This window comes from Luteitalea pratensis, from assembly GCF_001618865.1.
Taxonomy (GTDB): Bacteria; Acidobacteriota; Vicinamibacteria; order Vicinamibacterales; family Vicinamibacteraceae; genus Luteitalea; species Luteitalea pratensis.
In genome coordinates this window covers 4,012,864-4,031,662 of the sequence record NZ_CP015136.1, presented here as the reverse complement: position 1 = coordinate 4,031,662, position 18,799 = coordinate 4,012,864, and the positions used below count along the sequence as shown (strand labels likewise).

Genomic DNA, 18,799 nt, shown 5'->3' with positions numbered 1-18,799 from the left:
ATCAGCACAGCCATGCACGATATCTCAGACCTACTCAACATGCCCTCTCGCCGCAAGTTCTTGACGACCGCCTCTGGTCTCGCAGCTGCTGCCCTGGCCGCGCCCGTTGGCGCTCAGCCCAGCAACCCGCTGAACTTGCGCACCGATCCGCCACTCGTGAGCGCTTCCGATTTTCGCTATCTCGGTATGTTTTCAGTCGGTGCCGATATTATTGGTGTCACGCGCTGGGGGTACTCTGGCGCGGCCATGACCGGGCGGGTTGTCAACGGCGAGACGCGGCTCCTTCTCACCGGATCACACCAGTGCCCGCCCGACTTTCTGACCGGGGATCACGTCTACGAGATTTCCCCGCCAGCGACCTTCTCCATGAACCATCTTGCGCCGACCCACGCGACCTTCGTCCGCCGCTGGGGCAACATCTACGCTGGCGGACTGCCGGTCGTGGATACGAATGGGCGCCGTGTCCGTGGCCTGCTCTGGGACCCAACGATGAATGGAGTCTGGTACGCCTACGGCGCAGTCTACAACGTCTCGGGTTGGAACGACCCGTCCCTTGGCTGTGCGGTATTCAATGACCAGACTGGAACGGCCAGTTCCTTTGGCAACTGGCGCACGCAAGCCGGAAGCAAGATGTCTGGTGGCTACATGCTGGACATACCGAAGGGGTTCGCTGACAAGTACTGCGGCGGCTACACGATAGGAATGGGTGCAGGAACGACGTCAGGCAACGCAACCGCCCCGTGGGGGCCCGTCCTGTTTCCGGGCGAGCGCATTTCTGACTACACGACAAGGCCGCCAGACATCGTTCAGACGGCGAGCGCGGGACCTGGAGGGCCGAGTCCGAAATATTCGGTTCGAGCTCGAACTGCGCTGAAGCATGACATTGACCACCGCAAGTCGCGACCGGGACCCTATCGCTACTGCGGTTGGGGCAGGACACCGGGGTCGAACATTCCAGGGAATCCCGCGTACGAGTGCTCGAACGGCTTCTGGGACCAGCCCGGAAACAACCTGTGGTACCTCGACGGGTGTTTCGCCGCCGCGTGGATTGACCTACCGGACAAGCATGGTGTCTGCTTTTTCGCCAACCTGGATTGGCCGACGACGAAGCAACCGATCGTTCACCAATGGTACGGAGCCAAGCAATGCTGCCACGGTCATCTCGACATCCGGCACGATCCCAATACACCAGGTGACGGTAGTTCTGGTCAGCGATTGATGTGGCTCGTTTATCACCAGAACGACCTGGCCAACTCATTGAGCGGGCGAACCAACCCTTGGGACGTGCCTCACCGAACGCAGATCGACGTCTACAACGACTTCTTCAACCAGAATCCGCGATGGGACGATGCCGGCAACTATATCGGCGGGGCATGGTTCGACAAGGCGACGCGCCGACTCTATCTTGCCGAACGCGGCGGCGACTACCCCGGTGTGACCGACCGGATTGAGTCTCGCCCGATGATTCACGTGTTCCAGGTCACCTAATCATCGCGGTCCTTTCGGCGCGTCGTGGGGGCGCCCAGCCTGGGCCCCCGCTTTCTTCCGTCCCAACAACTCATTCTCGGCGCCAAAGAGTCACCTCGCCGGTCGTCTTCGTCGTCCCTCCCAGCGCCTCTACCGCCGACGAGAACAGCGTTAGTTAGCGCTTCGCGATCGTGCAGTTCGATGGCTATCGCCCGAACCGTCTCCAGCCATGACAGACGTCCACAACCTGGGCCCAGCGACTGGTTCAGGTGGCCTCTACGCCCACTGTCCTTCTGAAGTTGCTGCCGGTTCCTGCGCCGCACTCATGCCAGCATCTGATGGCGGCATCTCCAAGGCCACCTGTCGCAGCGCGGTAGAGAGGCAGAAGATGTGCCAGATGAGCTCCATGTACATCCCATTCACGAAGCTGCCGCCAACCACGAATGCGATCAGACTGCCCTGGAGTCCTCGGCCCAGGGCTTGGATGACAGTGCCATCTGCCGTCCCTCGTGCATATCGGATCGCCGCTCGCGTGTTAAGGAATGCGACGATGAGCAAGCACAGAAAGACTAAGGCTCCGGGGTAGCCATTTTCCGCGAGCATGCCGAACCACGTGCTGTGCACCGCTCTGCTGCGGCCGTACAGTCCCCCCGAAGTGTCGTAATCGTCATAGGCGCGCGAGTAGGCGTTGAATCCCACGCCTGTCAGCGGGTGCTCTGCGGCCATGGTGATGGCCAGTTGCCAGAAATGCAGCCGCCCCGACGTTGAGGAATCCCGCTCCTGTTCGGAAGCGGTAATGGTCTCCATGCGGTCCCAGAACCTTTGGGGCATGAGGGCCAGGAAGATGCCCGTCAGAACAGCGGCGGCCAGCAGCATTCGGAAGCGATGCCGCGCCCGAGCAGTCGAGAAAATGGCGACGGCGATGGCCGTCAGAAATCCGCCTCTGGAATAGGTCGACAGTCCTCTGAGGACCAGCCCGCCAAGGAACATCTGATGCCACCGTCGCTCCAGGCCTCTCGAGGTCGCGACAAGTGCCCCGGCCAGCGGAGCCAACATGAACATGCCAAGTGCGACTCCGTTGTTGTCGCCGAGGACGAAGTGTTCGTTCGCGTTGGACCCGCCGGGGTTCCGCAGCAACTGTACCCACCCCTGCTTGACGGCCTCGAAACCAAGAGACAAGACGATGACGAAAACCGCGATCCGCAGTCGTTGTGGCGTGTTCACTGCCGCGGTGATCAGCAGACCGATAATGATGAGTTTCGCAAATTCCAGCCACCAGACCATCGACCAGTCGGGTGCGACACTATTCAGCGTTGACGCGAAGGTCTGCACCAGGGCGACAAGGAGCAGGCAGACCCCCAGGTTCAACCGGGGCTTGAGGTCGTCTGGGCGCACGACCGCCATCACCAACGCGAGAATGCCGGCGATCAGCGAGAGACGAAGCCCGCTGACCCAGTTGGTGTGAAGCCACCCCTCCGGTCTGAAGTATGCGAACCAGAGGTAGAACAGCAGCGCGTAGAACGGACCGCGAAAGCTCGAGACGACGCCAATCGCGATGATGGCCGCCACGAAGATGCTTCTCAGCATGGCGTTTTCCCGCCAGCCGTCGCTGCTTTGGCGTCGGTGAGCTCACGATACAGGCTGTTGAGTCTTTGCTGGACGCGTTGGACGCCGAAACGCTCGCGTACCCGGCGCACCCCCTGGCGGCCCATCTCGGCGCGGCGTGACGCATCAGTGAATAGCGTGACAATTGCCGCGGCGAGCGCTTCGGCATCACGGGGCGGTACCAGTAGGCCGGTCACTCCAGCCTGGACCGCCTCGGGCACACCGTTGACTGGCGTGGAAATCACCGCCCTCCCGCAACTCATCGCTTCGAGGGCCGCCAGGGGAAGTCCCTCTTGCTCCGACGGCAATACGAACAAGTCCGCAGCGCGTAGCGCGACGCGCACATCGGGCAGCGGGCCCAGGAAGCGGACTCGCGGCGAGACGCCCAGCTCCGCTGCGAGATGTCGCATGCGATCGGTGTAGCCGACGCCGACAGTCTCGCCTCCAGCGCACAGGAACAGGGCCTGGGGGAAGCGCTCGAGTACCAGCTTCGCGGCACGAAGGTACGTGGGATAGCCCTTGACTTCGCTGACGTGCCCGACGAGCACGGCGGTATGCGATGCTCCCTCACGCAACGCCGCCGTCGCCTCGGGTGACGGGTCCGGCGCGGCGTAATGCTCCACGTCGATGCCATTGGGAATGGGAATGACCGGAATGTGGGCTGGCACGTGCCCGCGAATTTCGCGAGCCTGGTGTTCGTACACGGTGACCACGGCCTCGGCTCCGTACCGCAGCGCCCACTCGAGTTCGCCGGGCGCCGGCGGGAACTGAACGTGACAGATCCTCGGCACACGGAGCAGGCCGCCGATCAGGCCGACGGGGGGGTAGCAGGTCACCGCCTCGGCATGGATTGCGGCGACGTGCCACGCGGCGGTCGCCAGTTCGACGGCATTGCGATACGTCCCCGCCCGGCCGCGCACAGCGCGACTACCGCCGGACGGCGCGACGAACCAGGGAATGCCATGTGCCATTGCCCACTCGGAGAAAGTCCCCGGCCCAGGCACCGCCAGCCGTGGCACGAATGGCGGCTCGAGCCCTGACATCGCCTGCGCGAGAACCCTTCCACCGCCGCCAAGGCCGGCACCGTTCGCGACGTACAATATAGTTCGCGTCCCCACCGTGGCCCGCGTCACACCTGCGCTCCCGCCGCTTCCAGATGTGCTGCGCGCAAGCCTGCGGCGGAGGCTTCCCAGGTGAACCGCTGCTCCACTCTCAATCGACCGGCCTCGCCCATCCGACGGCGCCGCTGCTCGTCGGAGAGCAGCACATCCAGTCCCCTGGCCAGTTCCGCTGCGTCAGTCCCGCCGACCAGCAGTCCGGTTTGCCCCTCCTCGACTGCTTCAGGGACGCCACCCGACCGTCCGCCGATCACCGGCCGCCCGGCGGCCGCGGCCTCGAGGAACACGATGCCGAATCCCTCGAAGTCGCCGTTGTCCACCCGGTTGGGCATGACGAAGACATCACACCCCGCGAAGTAGCCCGGCAGTTCGTTCTGCGGCACCTCGCCGACGAACGTGACGCTGGCCGCGATGCCGAGTTCCCTGGCCAGCGCCTCGAGCCGCGGCCGCTCCTCTCCTTCGCCGACGATGACATGGTGCAGGGAAGGGTGACGCCTGAGGACGTCGGGTAGCGCCTGCAAAATCAAATCGTGCCCCTTGCGACGCTGAAGTCGCCCCACGGTCAGGATGATGGGACCGTCGGCTCGGCGAATCGGCCTCGCGGTCGCAAACCTGAACGCCTCGACGCCGGGGTAGACGACGCGCACCTTGTCGCGGTGCACACCGAGCGTCTCGAGTACCGCCCGGCCGTTGCCGGAACTTGCAACGAGCAACCGGGCACGCCGCAGGACGAGGCGTAGCAGGAGGGTGTGTTCTCGGGATTGCAGCGCGGAGTTGATTTCCTCGCCATGCACCCAGGGCATGAATGGGAGACGCGCGGTTGCCGCTGCGAGCATCGCGGGAATGCCCTCGGGCAGCAAGCGGCCACAGTGCACGACGGCGGGTCGAAGCCGGCGCAAGGCTCGAGCCAACCGAATGTGCTGACTCAGTGCGCCCGGCTCGCGCACGCCGCGCAGCGTCGACCCTATCGTGGCGTGCACATATGCGTAGCCGGGAGGCTGCCCGGCCAGTGGTTCGGTCACGACGGTGACCGGGAGCCCCAAGCGACGATACAGGTTGTCGTACAGCACCGCCGTCCCCCCCACTTTCGGAGGGAACATCTCGGAGATCAGCACGACAGGGACTGGAGGCGGCATCATATTCTTCAACGGCAACGGTCGTCGACGGGAGGAACCCGGGCCGAATGGTCGAGCGCGCGGGAGTCGATCTCGCTTGGTGCGACGAGCTCGCCGCCGCTCACTCTGCGTCAGCACCGGCTTGGTCGAGCAAGCGGAGAATGGCCAGATTATCGCTGGCCGCAAGTGACCACTTCCGCTTCGAGGCAAAGACAACCTCGGCAAGTCGATCGTTTGCGAGCAGCAGCTTGACCAGCGCCAGACGCTCCCTGGCGATCGGCTCGCGCGCAAACAGCGTCACCTCGTGCGGAAGTCGGATGACCTCGTAGCCGAAGCGGCGGCCAATCAATTGGAGGGCGTCCGCAGAATAGAAGAAGATGTGCTGACTCTTTGCCGGCCCGAGATAGGGCCAGTCTGGTCCCTGGTTCGTGTAGACACACGTGGAGATGAGCAGGGAGGAGGGCTGCAGGGCAAAGATCGGCTCGATGTCGGTTCGCGGCTCCGCGAAATGTTCGAACACCTCGAATGCGGTCACGAAGTTGTAGCGCTCGCCTTCCCGTCGACTGAACCCGGACGCGAAGTGATTCTTGATGTACTTGTCGTAGCTGTAGGCATCAATGCCGACGTCGCGAAGCATCCGGGCCAACAGACCCGGGCCGCCTCCCCAATCGACGAGCTTGTCGCTGGCCTTCGAAAGACCAGCCAGCTTCCAGAGGAAGTACACCACCATGCGGTGGTACAGCGTCCGCTCCGCGGCCCATGTGTCGAGATCGGGCGTCTCGTCGTTTGAAGAAGCGCGTGCGTATTCTTGCTCCAGCCAGTACGGAAACTCGGTCTGGAGCGACCTGCAACGACCGCACTCGTAGCAGCCCACCTCGTCTCCGTCGGCCGCACGCCTGGAGAACCGGAACGCGGCGGCTGCACCGCACAGGCGGCATTCGATGTCTTTGGTTCGCATGGCCGCTGCTCCCAAGGTTGTGTTCCAATTCGCGCAGGTCGAGGATAGAGGGCCTACGAACGTCCCTGCAGCACGTGCCGGCGCAACCGGACCATCAGGTCCGGCCACGTGCGCTTGGTCAAGCCGGTTGGTACCGGGATGTCCACCGGCCACGACTCGCGTAGCTCGCGGCGTTGCAGGCGGAAGTTCTCGAAGTCGCCACGCCAGTAGTACGCCCAGGCGTCCTCTACTTGCGTATGCACGAGCACACGTTCCGCGCTGGCGTAATCTGTTGCGCCCAGGCCCTCCCAGTGGTGCCGCAGGTATGCGAGGCGCGCGAGGAAGTTCTTGGAGACATGTCCTGGCGAGTGCGACAGAGAGCCTGGCCTGAGGTGTCGTGTCATGAGTACCTGTTCGACGCAGCCGATGAGGCCATGCGTTCGCATCTCCGCCGCGTAGATCGTGTCTTCGCCGTCGGATACGCCGTCGGGAAAGCGGACGACCCGGGCCACGTCGCTTCGCACGAGAAACACAGACGCGGGCAGGCGTGGTGAGGCGAGAAATTCCACGGGTGACAATCCTCGCAGGGAGGCATCCTCCACCTGCAGTTGGCGCGTGCCGCCAAGGTCACCGGCGATTTCGAACTGCGTGCCCACCATGGCGAGGTCGCGTTCGGCCTGGATCAACCGCAACTGCATCGCGAGCTTCATCGGCGCCCAGCTATCGTCGGCATCGAGGTAGGCGATGTACCAGCCGCGAGCGCTGGCCGTGCCGAGATTCCTCGCCGCGCTCACGCCCTGCCCACGCCCGGGAATCACGCGCGCGCCCGCATCGGCCGCGACGCTGCGAGTGGCATCGGTCGAATCGTCAACGACGATGCATTCGACGGTGCAGTCCGACTGCGCCTGCACGCACGCAATGGCCTTCTCTATCGTGGCCTGGGAGTTACGTGTCGGAATGACTACCGAGACATCGGGTCTCATGTGCACCGAGCCTAGTCGAGAACGTGAGAGTTAGAAGGGCTACCGCCCGTGGGCGGGCCAAGCGCTCGGTCCGCGGCTGTGGGCGGCCCCTGGACGGATCTCGTCCCGGAGCGCCTCGAGGTAACGCCGCCCGAAACGCTGGTCGGGTTCCAGGTAGTTGCCCTCGGCCCATTCATTCCACGACTTGACGAAGACGAGCCGCTTGTCGGGATGCCGCCCGGCTACAGCGGCGACGGTCCTTCTCACCTGGGCCCCGAACAACTCCGGCGTGGAGCCGTGCAGAACCAGGCCATCCGCACCGCTACGCGCAGAGTTGTCCCAGTTGGGAATCATGCACGGGTACCACGAGTCGGGCAACACATCGGATACGAAGCCTGGCGCCACCCGGTCGTAGCGGTAGACCGTGGGCACTCCCAGCCTCCGAAGAACCGAGCGTGCCAACGATTTTGGCGACGGTGCCTGCCTGAAACGGCGTGCCACCGGCGGAAGAGCCTGCGCCACGACTGCATCGAACCCGGGGGGCAAAGGGGCGCCCTCGAGCGAATTCTTGACGCCAACCAGGTGGAGACCACCAAGTCCTGCCATGACGGCCATCTCGCGCCACAAGTCACACACACGCGCGGCGTCGGGAACCTGATTCGGCTTGTAAACGACAAAGACCGGCTTGCCATCGACGCGCAGGTAACGGCGATCTTCGAAGGCCGGACGCAGCGACTCGAAGTGCCGTCGATGGTCGCCATCGCCAGGATAGGTCTGCTCGATCAGCGTTTGACGAGGGTTGCCATGCCAGATGCCGGTCCACGTCTCGTTCGCCCAACACACGCAGAACGAAAGACCGGGCTGCCCCGACGCCACGACCTCCGCGAGCGGCCGCTGCAGAAGCTCCGAGGTGCCGAACCAGTAGTGGTAATAACAGAACGCCTCAACGCCATGCTCGCGGGCCAGCTCCGCCTGCTGCGCACGCACTTCGGGGACACGCAGATCGTAATACCCCAATTCTCCGGCCAACCTGGGCTGGTAGTGGCCCGGGAATCGTCGTCTGGCCTTCGTGACGTTTGTCCACTCCGTGAATCCCCTGCCCCACCAGGCATCGTTCTCCGGAATGGGGTGGTACTGCGGCAGGTAGTACGCGATCACGCGCGCAGCAGCCGAGGGGTCGACCGGTGCGGGCGCAGGTTCTGCCGAGTTGAGACGGTCGTCGAGGGCGGTCACGTGCTGGTTCCGAAAGGGCAGTCAAGCGTCGAGCGGGCGCAGAACCCAAACGTTCTGGAAGCCGAACAGCGCCGGCCGGCGGCGAGCCAACGCACGCACCAGCCTGCGTCGATGCCAGGACACGTTGACCACGCGATTCAGCCAGGGCGGCACCGCACCATATGTGAACAGGCCCAAGGTGGTGTCGCGCTCGCTCACTTCGAGACCAACCAGCGCGCAGAGCGCCTCGAGGGACCTGGCCGTGTAGAACCGGACGTGCGTGTCGTCGAGCAGGCCCGTCCTGGTGTAGTCGAAGTGCCCTCTCAGCAGGCTCCAGCGTGTGGACCAATGCGCAATGTTGGGCACGGAGACGATGATCCGCCCCCCTGGCCCGAGCACGTCCAGGCAGTCTCGCAACATCGCTGGAGCGTCTGGCACGTGTTCGATGACATCGACCAGCAGTACGACGTCGAACCGACCGAGGCCATCCTTGATGTCGCCGAGAAACGCGCAACGCACGGGAACGCCTCGGGCATGCGCGAGCGCAACCGCGTCGGCGTTCGGCTCGAGGGCGACAACGTCACATCCGCGAGCCATCAGCGCCTCGGTCATGTATCCGGTGGATGCGCCGACTTCGAGCACGCGTTCGCCACTCGACACGCGCCCCAGCACCTTCCAGTGCGATTCGTCCCTATCGTCCTGCAGGTCGGTATACTTGACGTCAGCCTTCGTGGCGGCCGAGACCGGCTCCTCAGACAACACTGGCCTCCGCACCTCGGAAATGCAGGTACGCCACGCCATAAGGACTCACGCTTTCCTCGACGCGCAGCGTCGCTGCGGGGAACACCGTGGCGTGAAAGGTCATGGTCGCCGCCGTCGCGGCATGGAACTCGATCAAGTACTGCCCCTTGGCCAGATTTGCATCGAATGAAACCCGCACCCGCTTGGTTTGTCCGCTCGACAGATCCTCTGGTGGCAACCCGATTGACGCAGAGTTGGCAGCTGCCACCCGCAGGCCCGTGCCGGCGTCGTAGACGACAAACCCGTACGACACGGCCGACAGATCCCGCGTCACTGTGAGATCGACGACAAACGTCAATGGCGTCATCGGTGCCACGACCCGTGCGGCAGTCCCATCGGGCGTACAGAGCGTTATCTGCGTCACCGCCATGGCATCCCCGACCTGGGCGCGAGCGGGCCGCCCCCCGTGCTCGAGGTAGTACTCGATACACTCGGCCGTCTGCCCCGCGAACACGGGTGTGCCCGCGTTGAGAACGACAGTCTGGTCGCAGAGATCCGCGACCGCCGGCAGGTTATGCGACACGAACGCAATCGCGACGCCAGATCGCTTGAACTGCTTCATGCGCTCCACGCACTTCTCCTGGAACGCCATGTCGCCAACGCTCAAGACCTCGTCGATGATCAGGGCATCGGGATCGAGGTGGGCGGCGATTGCGAACCCGAGTCGGGCGTTCATTCCAGACGAGTAGCGCTTGACGGGCGTATCAATGAACGCGCTCACCTCCGCGAACTCGATAATCTCGTCAATCCGCCCCGCGATCTGGTTTCGCTTCATGCCCATGATCGCCCCTTGCAGGAAGATGTTCTCCCGTCCGGTGAGATCCGGGTGAAACCCGGCGGCGACCTCGATGAGGGCACCAGCACGACCGCGCACCTCGCACGTTCCCCGTGTGGGTCGCAGAATCTTCGTGAGCAGCTTTAGCGTCGTGCTCTTGCCGGCGCCGTTGTGTCCAATGATGCCGAGGGCTTGACCTCGTCGCACGGCAAAGGAGACATCGCGCACGGCCCAGAACTCCTGCTCCTTCAATTCGCTGACCGCCTTCTTCACCGTGCGCCCAAGTACCGCCGGGATCAGATCGCGCAGGCTGTCGTGGCGTTCACCCTTGCGAAACTTCTTCCAGACGCCGTCGAAGCTGATGATCGGCTCGTCGCCCACCTAGATGTTCTCCGCAAACTGGAATTCGGCACGATGAAACGACAGCCACGCCCATAGCAGGAAGACGACCGAGCCTAGCGCCACGACAGCGAATGGGGCCCCTGGCATGACGCCGCGAATCAGGATGTCTCTGTAGCCCTCGATGATCGGCGTCATCGGGTTCCACTGCATCAGCCATCCCAACTGCCCGCCGACCAGTTGCGTCGGGTACAGCACGGCTGTCGTGAACATCCACACGGTGAGGACGATCTCGAACAGATACTTCACATCTCTGTAGAAGAGATTGCCCATCGAAATGAGCAGAGCCACAGCCGTCGTGAACACGAGGTGCACTAGCAGCACGACCGGCAACATCAAGAGCGTCCAGTGGACACCGACGCGGTAGTACGTCATCAGTCCGACGAGGACGAGACTCGCGACCGCAAAATCGACCACGCTGACGAGCACGGCCGAGACGGGGAAGATCTCTCGCGGAAAGTACACCTTCGTGACGAGCCCCGTGTTACTGGTCAGCGACGTGACCGCGAACTTGAGCGAGGACGCGAAGAAGTTCCACGTCACCAGGCCCGCGAATGCGAAGAGCGGGTAAGGCATGCCGACGTCGATCGGCGCGACACGCGTGAAGATTACGGAGAACACCGCGGTGTTCACCAGTGGCATGAACACCGCCCAGCCAAAGCCCATCACCGTTTGCTTGTAGCGCAGGAGCAGGTCCCGCTTCGTCATCTGGTAGAGCAGCTCGCGATACTGCACCTGCTCGGCCACCATCTCACGCAAGTCGTTCATCATGGCGATTGTCAACAACGTCTCCACGCCCTCATGGCGCGGCCGAGAGCCGGCCGGATACCCGCTCCCAGAAATGCACCAGCGTAGTCTCGGCTGGTGACAAGGCGACCGAACGCTGCCCGAGCAGCGTCAGCCGGCTCCGGTGGTCGCCTTCCACGACCGCGATCTCCTTCGGCCGCCCCAACGTCCCGATATATTGGAACACGGCTCGCTCATCGCTCGAGTCCACGACGGGTTCGGCGTCGGGCCCGGTCATCGCTTGCCGCAGCACACCCCGGACGTCGACCTGCCCGGCCACGGCCGGGACCCGCGCCGGAAGGCCATCGACGATGAACGGGATCCGCGTCTGCGCGTCGTTGGCCGCATACCCGTGCCCGAGGAAGCCCTGGTCGAACAGGCTCTCCCCATGATCGGCGATCACCACCACGCCTGGGCGACGCCCCGTGGTCCGTTGGACGCGCGCGAGCATCCGCCCGAGCGCGCCGTCCACGTTGGCGAGCGTGTTCAGGTACATCTGCTTCAGATCATCGGCACGTTCCGGCAAAAGTTCGTCCCGCTGCATTCGCACGTCATCCACGATCGGCACGATGTCCGGATTGGTGTAGGGAAAATGACCATCCTGGATGTTGATATGCAGGAACAGCGGCCTGTCAGGGTCGCGTTCGTCGAGGAACGCGTTGACCCGCCCCTCGAGCACCTTCCACGACACCGTCAGGCTCGCCGGTGTCGCGAATTGTGTAAAGCGTTTGTCGCGGTCGACGCGCGCGTCGTACCGCACCGCGGCACGGCCGAACCCGACGTCGAAATTTTCGCCGAAGCTCTCGTCCTGCGCGGAAAAGAACGCCGTCTGGTAGCCATTGGCGTTGAAGTCATCGATCAGCGAACCCGGATTGCCAGGCCCGAGCAGATGACCGGTGAACGCGTGGTACCTGGACTGGATGGTGAACCCGTTGTGCGAGAACGCGCGGCGCGCCTCCACGCCGTCGTGGCGCAGGCGGTCGAGGGTTGGCGTCACGGAGCGACCGCCGACGATCGCCCCGAGGGCGTCGGCGCGAAAGGTCTCCAGGATGACGAAGACCACGTCGGGATGTCGCACGAACGAGACCGTCGGATACGACGTGTCGCGGTACGGCGGCCCCGACGGCAGGTCGCCGCCGATGCCGTTCTCGTCCACGCCGTTGCCGGCGATTTCCACCGCGTAGGGGTGGATGGCGGAATTGAACGGCGCGGTGTCGGCCGGCGTCGACAGCAATCCGTAGCCATCCCGGTCCACGTCGGTGAGCCACTCGGTGAAGCTGCCGACGACGCGGCCGGCGGGCTTGTAGGCCAGCGCGCGGTCGACGCCCGGGTCGTTCAGACGGCCCACGGCCCCGACGACGACCGCCGCGGTCAAGGTGAGCACGAGCGCCGCGAATGTGGTCTTGCGCGCGCCGGGGTCCTGGCGCATCCGGCTCGGAAACCGATTGTCCAGGACCACGCTGAGCCCGACCACGGCGAGCCCGCCGAAGCTGATGAATCCGAGCCAGTGCAGTGCCGGGCTGGCGCTGAAATGCAGGATCTCCCGGATGTCGCCTCCGAGGAGGTTGACGAGGATGTTGACATTGACCAGATCGCCGAGGTACCGCTGCAGTTCGTAGACTGCCACGTCGGCCGCCGCGACGACGGTCAGGGCGACCGAGACGGCAAGGAACGCCCGGGCGAGGGCATGCATCCAGAGCAGGCGCGCCAGCCACAGGACGACGGCGAGGATCGGCGCCACCACGGCGATGTCCGTGAGGAGGCTGATGGCGAGAAACAGCGCCAACCTGAGCCCGGAGAACTGGAACTCGGCCAGGTAGCCACCCGAGATGATGCCGAGCTTCCTGTCCAACAGGTACGCGTCCACGCACGTCACGGGTATCGCGCACGCCAATGCGAGGCCAAGTACCTCTGCTCGCCACGTGGCCGGCTGATGCAGCCATTGCACCCTGGGCTCGCCGCCTGCCGCGGGGTCGTGCATCAGTGGCGCTCGGACTGCGCCGGCGAGAGGGTCCTGACGGCGGTGCGCAGCAGTTCGGCCGTGAACGGTGAGGGTTGCCCGTTTGCAAGCACCGGACCGTAGGCAAAGACGAGGGTCAGCGGCTTGGGGCCCGTCCACAACGTCGTGACTGCGGACGAGAGTTGCAACGCATAGGGATTGTCGACCCAGCGGCCGTCGTGAATCAGGGCATAGACCGCCGATTCCTGCGACGACGCGCTCTGCAGCACATGAACGATTTGGTCGGGCTTGTCCGACAGGGCCATTGTGTCGGCCGGTGCAAACGTGCGTCCTCGAAGAACGCCAAGTTCCGGATGGTGGTACAGCTTTTTCATGTCGAAGCCGCGGGCGACGAACAAGCCCACATCACCCTTGCCCGGCACCTGGTACGTGCGCTCGGCCCAGGAGTCGGCGCCATAGGTGTTCGCCATCCATCCGCCCGTGCGTTGCTTGTCGACACTCGCCACACCGGCCACCTCGCCGGGCAGCCGCGCACTGGTGACCTTCTCCACCGAGTCGACACCACCGACGTACCCGCGCTGCATCGTCGGGAGCAGCGCCAGGAGCGAGGCGAAGATCAGGGGCCACACATGACGCCGGCTGATCACGCCGGCACCTCCTCGATCGGACGCGCCGGCCCGCCCAGCCAGAAAATCAGCGGCAGCGCTACGACAAAGGTCACGATGCCCGACAACTCGTGCAGCGACGTCGCCAGGACATCGGTGCCCTGGAAGTAGACCAGCACGCACAACAGCGCCACGCGCACGATGTTGATGGCCAGGGCAATCGGCGCAAACAGCAATCCGACCAGCACGCGCCGACGCGGCGACGCGCTCAGGAACATCGTGAGCAGAGCAACGGCGCCAGCGGCGTACAACGTCGAGAATCCGCTGCACGCATCGGCGACCAGCAGGCTCGCGTTCGGCATGTGCAGCGTCGTCCCCACCTTCAAGATGGGAATCCCGAGCCAGGGCACGACCACGGCGCACGCGCTCGCGACGACGTTCCTCAACACGAGGTGAAGACGTTCGGTGACGGCCAGCGGAATGGGCAGCATCAGTGCGACGAAGGCGAGCGGGAAAGCGATCCGGCGTGTGCGGTCGGTCCCGAGCAGCAACAGCGAGAGGCCGGGCAGGAGGACGACAAACGAGATCGCGGACAGCAATTGCGTCTGCATCCCCTGATCGAGCACGTGCAGCAAGAGCGCCGGGACCACGAAGGCCCATCCCCATGCACTCGAAGCTGGTCCGGTCTTCCATGTGGACCGCAACTCCTGCCACATCAGCCACCCGGCCACCGGAAGCACGAGCGCTCCGTGCGCGTTGTGCCACACGCTCATGGTCCATCGTCCGAACAGCCAGACAGCCGTCGGCCCGTAGACGAGCGACACCAGGACCGCGAGTACCCCGACCCACACAGGGCTCGCGGCAGCGTCTCCAGGGTGGCGGTGTGCAGGGACGCCGCTCGTCGTCGGTACGGGCGCCGAGACGGCGATTTGAGGAAGGGGCTCTTGCGCCATGACCTGCGACTACTGGGCCTGTGCCAGCAGCGTGCGGGCCTCGGCCGCCTCAGGGAAATCGGCCTTGAGCTTGAGAGCCGCCTGAAGCGATTCCATGGCCTTGAGCTTGTTGCCACTCAGCAAGTACGCCTGACCGAGCCGATAGTGGTACGTGGCGTTATTGGGATCCTTGTCGACCGCCTTGAGCATCGGGCCGACCGCCATGGTCGGCATTTTCTTCAGGATGTAGATGTAAGCAATCGTGTCGTTGACCTCGGGTTGTTCCGGCAACACCTGGCTGGCCGCCTGCGCGTATTGGAGGGCCTGATCCAGATTGCCGCCCGACGAGGCCTGCATCCACGCAAGATTGTTGGACGCCACTGCGGCCTTGGGGTCAATCTCGATGGTGCGCCGATACTGCTCCATCGCCTCCGGTGTCTTGCCCTGCTGCTGCAGGATCATGCCGATCAGGGTCGGAGCGCCCACGTTACGTGGATCGCGCTTGGCAATGGCCTCGAACTCGGCTTTGGCCTGATCGAGCTTGTTCTGGCTGAGATAGACCTGTCCCAGCATTCCGTAGGCCTCCATGGAGGACGGATCGACCTCGATCGCCTTGCGGAGTGCCGATTCGGCCCCAGCGAGATCCTTGCGAGCCACCGCGACGCGCGCCTGTTCGACGCGGGGACGACCGTCCTTCGGGGACTTCTCCACCGCCGCGTTGGCGCGCGCCGAGGCCGCGTCCAGCTTTTTTTCGGTCAAATCCAGGCGGATCAGCCCCTGCTGCGCCTCCCAGGCATCGGGATTGAGCGTCAATGTCTTGTCCCAGGCTGCCCGAGCCTTGGCAAATTCGCCGCGTACCGCGTAATAGGTCCCAAGCTGCGCTTGCACGAGCCACGCTCGCGGGAAGTCCTTTTCGAGGCCGGCCATCGCGATGCCCGCTTCCGCCAACCGTCCCTGCGCCAGTTGCGCGCGCGCCTGAATCAGGCGGGCCATCGGGTTACCGGGCGCGTTCCGCAGGGCGTCGTCGGCCATCGCGCCGCCTTGCTTGGCCTGTCCCTTGGCGAGGTAGAGATTCGCGAGCTGCAACTGCGCGGCCGAGGCCCGAGGGTTGAGGCGCAAGACCTCCGTGAACGCGACGATGGCGGGATCCACGTCCCGCCTCTCTGCATAGGCTGAACCAAGTGCGAACTGGGCGGCGACGTTGGTCGGCTGTGCGGCCACCGCAGTCTTGAACGTGACAAGACCCTCGTCCACCTTGCCGTCGGCCACCTGCATCTGGCCCTTCATGACGAGGGTGTCGGCGTCCTTGGGGTCCTTGGCGAGCAGCTCGTCCACCTGCTTGTAGGCGTCGGCCTTTCGGCCTTCCGTAAACGCCAGCCCGGCAAGACGACGGGTGGCAGGTGTGTAGGTCGCTTTCTCATTGGCGGCCGTCAGCAGGGTCTTCTTGCCGTCCTCGACCTTGCCGACGCGGAAATAGTACTCGGCCAGTGCGAGCCTGCCGTCGGTATTCTCAGGCAGATCGGCGAGCATCTTGAAGTAGGGCTCGGCTTTCTCCGGCGTCGGGCCGGAGGCGTGGAAAATCGCCAGGAGGCGATTTGCCAAGGCGTTCTTCGGATCCAGGGTGAGGGCGGCGTCGAGCTCCCCGACCGCTTCGTCACGCCTGTTGGCCGCCCAGAGGAAGTTGCCCAGGGCGAGATGCGCCTGAACCGACTTGGGCCCCACCTCGACGGCCTTGCGGAACGCTGCCTCGGCGGCGGCGGCGTCGCCCTTGGCGAGTTGGACCATGCCCAGGCTGGAGTAGCCGCGATCGCTCGCCGGGCTGAGCGCGATGGCCTCTTCCACCTGCTTGACCGCGCTGTCCAGGTCCTTCAGACCGGCGGACGCGTTTCCAAGGAGCAACTGCGCTTCGACATTCTTCGGCTCGATCGCCAGCGCGCGCTCGGCACGGACCTTGGCGTCCTCGTTGCGGCCGGCGATAAGGAGGTACGTGCCGGCCTTGATTTGCACCGCCGCATCCTTCTGCAGCAGGTCGGCGGCGCGGATGTACTCGCGGAATGCCTGAGGGATCTCGCGCAGCTTCTCGTGCGTTTCGGCAAGTTTGAGGCGGGCTTCGCCATTGGTGGCTTCTTTTTGCACCGCGTTGCGGAATTCGATCAGCGCCTCGCGGTGTTTGCCTTCCTTCGCGAAGGCGTCTCCGCTCTTCACGTACTCGGCCGCCGACTTGGAACAGCCGGCCGCAAACACGGTCGCGAGCGCGACCAGCACGCCCAACTTCCTCAACGTCCCTGGTGCCATGTGTCTCATCTCACTCGGACGGCTCTGCCGTCCTGGCTTGCTCTGCCGCCTTCGCGAGGCGTCCTACGGTTCCTTGACGTCCTTTGTGCAGGACGACGCGCGCGCGTCAGCCTTCGTGGCTGCGGGTTCGTCGCCCGCGCTGCGCTGCGCGAGCGCAAGGTGACTCCATGCATCGCACAAGTCCGGGGCCAGTTCCACAGCGCGCTGCAACGGCACAACGGCGCCACGACTGTCCCCCGCCAGATGGCGTAACCAGCCTAGCGTATCCAGGACCGCTGCGGAATTCCCTGCCAGCACCGCGGCGCGCTCGGCGTGGACCAGTGCCGCCTTCGGCTCCCCACCGTGGACGCCCAGGTTGTATGCCAGGTTGTTGAGCGCCACCACGTTGGCTGGCTGCGTCTGCAGCACGAGTTCGTAGCGCGCCCTCGCCTGAGCGTAGAACTTGTCGGCTTCGTACTGCTGCGCCAACAGGAATTGCGCCCTCGTATACCGCGGCGCTCGCACGGTGAGCTCTTCGAGCAGCCGTCGCGCGTCCGCAAGGTCCCCACGAGCAATCGACAGGTTCGCGCGGGCCATCAACCGTGACGCCTCCTGATCGAGGTCCGGCTCCCCCCGCCGGTACACGGCGGCCATGCGATCGGTGAAGGCGCCCTGCCCGGCGGCCGGGTCCGTGAGCACCTCATGACCCTCAGGGCCGGTCTCGACGGCCCGGGCCAATGGATCACCGAAGACGACGCCCTGCCAGCTCAGGTACGGCATCGCCAAATAGAAGGACTCGGCCAGGGTATAGCCCCGGGCCCAGGCTTCATGCAATGTCGCAGGCCGGACAGTCCCGTCCAGGTAGGGTTCGGTGACCTGCGCGGCCAACCCAGTCAGTCCGGCCGCCAACCAGTCGGCAGCCAGCGCCTCGGGTGAGCCGGCGAAGTACGACGATGGCTCGCTCCACAGTCCGGGTGTCCAGGCCGCCGGGGGCTGAGCCATCGTGCGGGCGTCACTGCTCATGAAGGAGCTGGCGATGGCGCCCGACCCGAAGGTGACCGGAGGCACCCTCGTGCGAGAGTCGTTCGATCCCCAGCTCGCGTAACCGGTGACGCCATCGATATTGCCGAGCAGATCCGACGATGCGTCGGACAGGATCCGGGCATCCGGCTGGACGGCGTGCACGCGCGGACCGACCTCGGTCAGCCAGCGCGCCTCGGGGCCGCTGGCCCCCGCAGGGCGGCCATCGATTGCCAGCACGAACTTGGACGGCCGCACCGCGCCCCTGGCGATCAGCGCCAGGGCGTCCGTTTCGGTGCGTCCGTCGAGGCGCGTCACCAGATAGACGTCGTACTTGGCCCGATCGAAGGGGCGCGGCGTCACGAGCGGGACTGGCGAGAAGTACGGGTTCTCGACGAAGCCGCCGGCGGCCACCGAGGCGCCGGTCAGCCGCCGGTAGAGCACCGCGAGTTCGGAATCGACACTTCCGGCTGTACCGTTCCGCCCAGGTGTGCCGGCGATCCGCAGCGGCAGGCCGGGCCCCAGCACGATGATGTGCGTGCGGTCGAGCGCGTCGTGCGTCCGCAGCCACACCATCACCGGCCGCTCGATGGCCTGCTGGTACACTTCATGGGTGACGGTCGCGTCCGGGCTGACGTCGATGGTCAGCAACTGGGAGGCAGGAAGGCCACGCGCCGCGAGGTACTGTTCCGCCACCCGGGTGCTCCACGGGTGCCTGGCGTTGGCCACGACCAGGACGACATCGCCGGCCGCCGCCTCGGTGCGAATGGCAGCGGCTGCCAGCAGCAGCCACAGGACGACGAAGTAGACTCGGGTTGGGACGGCGCGCAT

Annotated in this window: 15 protein-coding genes; 1 reads left to right on the top strand and 14 read right to left on the bottom strand. The window is 64.9% G+C overall.

Annotated features, from left to right (window positions below; translation table 11 throughout):
• Positions 1–12: 12 nt before the first annotated feature.
• Positions 13–1,488: a twin-arginine translocation signal domain-containing protein gene (locus LuPra_RS16510; protein ID WP_157899282.1), complete on the top strand. Its 1,476-nt coding sequence runs from the start codon at positions 13–15 to the stop codon at positions 1,486–1,488.
• Between the two features lie 255 nt (positions 1,489–1,743).
• Here LuPra_RS16510 and LuPra_RS16505 read toward each other — a convergent pair whose 3' ends face one another.
• The 14 genes from LuPra_RS16505 to LuPra_RS16440 all read right to left on the bottom strand — a co-directional run bounded on the left by LuPra_RS16505 (position 1,744) and on the right by LuPra_RS16440 (position 18,799).
• On the bottom strand, positions 1,744–3,054 hold the full coding sequence (locus tag LuPra_RS16505; protein ID WP_110171755.1) for a putative O-glycosylation ligase, exosortase A system-associated: 1,311 nt from the start codon (positions 3,052–3,054) through the stop codon (positions 1,744–1,746).
• On the bottom strand, positions 3,048–4,043 hold the full coding sequence (locus LuPra_RS16500; RefSeq protein ID WP_157899281.1) for a glycosyltransferase family 4 protein: 996 nt from the start codon (positions 4,041–4,043) through the stop codon (positions 3,048–3,050). Before LuPra_RS16500 ends, LuPra_RS16505 begins: the two co-directional genes overlap by 7 nt.
• Before the next feature lie 158 nt (positions 4,044–4,201).
• On the bottom strand, positions 4,202–5,326 hold the full coding sequence (locus tag LuPra_RS16495; RefSeq protein ID WP_162271423.1) for a glycosyltransferase family 4 protein: 1,125 nt from the start codon (positions 5,324–5,326) through the stop codon (positions 4,202–4,204).
• Between the two features lie 100 nt (positions 5,327–5,426).
• Positions 5,427–6,263 (bottom strand): class I SAM-dependent methyltransferase, encoded by an 837-nt coding sequence (locus tag LuPra_RS16490; RefSeq protein WP_110171752.1) that lies wholly within the window; start codon positions 6,261–6,263, stop codon positions 5,427–5,429.
• 53 nt (positions 6,264–6,316) lie between these two features.
• Positions 6,317–7,225, bottom strand: coding sequence for a glycosyltransferase family 2 protein (locus LuPra_RS16485; RefSeq protein ID WP_110171751.1), 909 nt, complete (start codon positions 7,223–7,225; stop codon positions 6,317–6,319).
• Between the two features lie 39 nt (positions 7,226–7,264).
• Entirely contained in the window at positions 7,265–8,437 is a 1,173-nt protein-coding gene (locus LuPra_RS16480; protein WP_237050615.1) for a glycosyltransferase WbsX family protein, read from the bottom strand.
• A gap of 21 nt (positions 8,438–8,458) precedes the next feature.
• Positions 8,459–9,175: a class I SAM-dependent methyltransferase gene (locus tag LuPra_RS16475; protein ID WP_157899279.1), complete on the bottom strand. Its 717-nt coding sequence runs from the start codon at positions 9,173–9,175 to the stop codon at positions 8,459–8,461.
• Positions 9,168–10,373: an ABC transporter ATP-binding protein gene (locus LuPra_RS31975; protein ID WP_157899278.1), complete on the bottom strand. Its 1,206-nt coding sequence runs from the start codon at positions 10,371–10,373 to the stop codon at positions 9,168–9,170. The genes LuPra_RS16475 and LuPra_RS31975 overlap by 8 nt, the downstream gene beginning before the upstream one ends.
• Positions 10,374–11,159, bottom strand: coding sequence for an ABC transporter permease (locus tag LuPra_RS16465; protein ID WP_157899277.1), 786 nt, complete (start codon positions 11,157–11,159; stop codon positions 10,374–10,376).
• Between the two features lie 31 nt (positions 11,160–11,190).
• Positions 11,191–13,158 (bottom strand): sulfatase-like hydrolase/transferase, encoded by a 1,968-nt coding sequence (locus LuPra_RS16460; protein WP_110171748.1) that lies wholly within the window; start codon positions 13,156–13,158, stop codon positions 11,191–11,193.
• Positions 13,158–13,784 (bottom strand): hypothetical protein, encoded by a 627-nt coding sequence (locus LuPra_RS16455; protein ID WP_110171747.1) that lies wholly within the window; start codon positions 13,782–13,784, stop codon positions 13,158–13,160. Before LuPra_RS16455 ends, LuPra_RS16460 begins: the two co-directional genes overlap by 1 nt.
• Positions 13,781–14,695 carry an exosortase/archaeosortase family protein gene (locus LuPra_RS16450; RefSeq protein ID WP_110171746.1) on the bottom strand — a complete coding sequence of 305 codons (915 nt, stop codon included), beginning with the start codon at positions 14,693–14,695 and terminating at the stop codon, positions 13,781–13,783. Before LuPra_RS16450 ends, LuPra_RS16455 begins: the two co-directional genes overlap by 4 nt.
• 9 nt (positions 14,696–14,704) lie before the next feature.
• Entirely contained in the window at positions 14,705–16,939 is a 2,235-nt protein-coding gene (locus LuPra_RS16445) for a tetratricopeptide repeat protein (RefSeq protein WP_162271422.1), read from the bottom strand.
• A gap of 93 nt (positions 16,940–17,032) precedes the next feature.
• Positions 17,033–18,799: a TIGR03790 family protein gene (locus LuPra_RS16440; RefSeq protein ID WP_162271421.1), complete on the bottom strand. Its 1,767-nt coding sequence runs from the start codon at positions 18,797–18,799 to the stop codon at positions 17,033–17,035.

What these genes read in the sequence shown, in the direction of transcription:
- LuPra_RS16510 (WP_157899282.1), top strand. Translation starts at nt 13, where the DNA reads ATGCACGATATCTCAGACCTACTCAACATGCCCTCTCGCCGCAAGTTC.
- LuPra_RS16505 (WP_110171755.1), bottom strand. Translation starts at nt 3,054, where the DNA reads ATGCTGAGAAGCATCTTCGTGGCGGCCATCATCGCGATTGGCGTCGTC.
- LuPra_RS16500 (WP_157899281.1), bottom strand. Translation starts at nt 4,043, where the DNA reads ATGGCACATGGCATTCCCTGGTTCGTCGCGCCGTCCGGCGGTAGTCGC.
- LuPra_RS16495 (WP_162271423.1), bottom strand. Translation starts at nt 5,326, where the DNA reads ATGCCGCCTCCAGTCCCTGTCGTGCTGATCTCCGAGATGTTCCCTCCG.
- LuPra_RS16490 (WP_110171752.1), bottom strand. Translation starts at nt 6,263, where the DNA reads ATGCGAACCAAAGACATCGAATGCCGCCTGTGCGGTGCAGCCGCCGCG.
- LuPra_RS16485 (WP_110171751.1), bottom strand. Translation starts at nt 7,225, where the DNA reads ATGAGACCCGATGTCTCGGTAGTCATTCCGACACGTAACTCCCAGGCC.
- LuPra_RS16465 (WP_157899277.1), bottom strand. Translation starts at nt 11,159, where the DNA reads ATGAACGACTTGCGTGAGATGGTGGCCGAGCAGGTGCAGTATCGCGAG.
- LuPra_RS16460 (WP_110171748.1), bottom strand. Translation starts at nt 13,158, where the DNA reads ATGCACGACCCCGCGGCAGGCGGCGAGCCCAGGGTGCAATGGCTGCAT.
- LuPra_RS16450 (WP_110171746.1), bottom strand. Translation starts at nt 14,695, where the DNA reads ATGGCGCAAGAGCCCCTTCCTCAAATCGCCGTCTCGGCGCCCGTACCG.
- LuPra_RS16440 (WP_162271421.1), bottom strand. Translation starts at nt 18,799, where the DNA reads ATGCGCGCCGTCCCAACCCGAGTCTACTTCGTCGTCCTGTGGCTGCTG.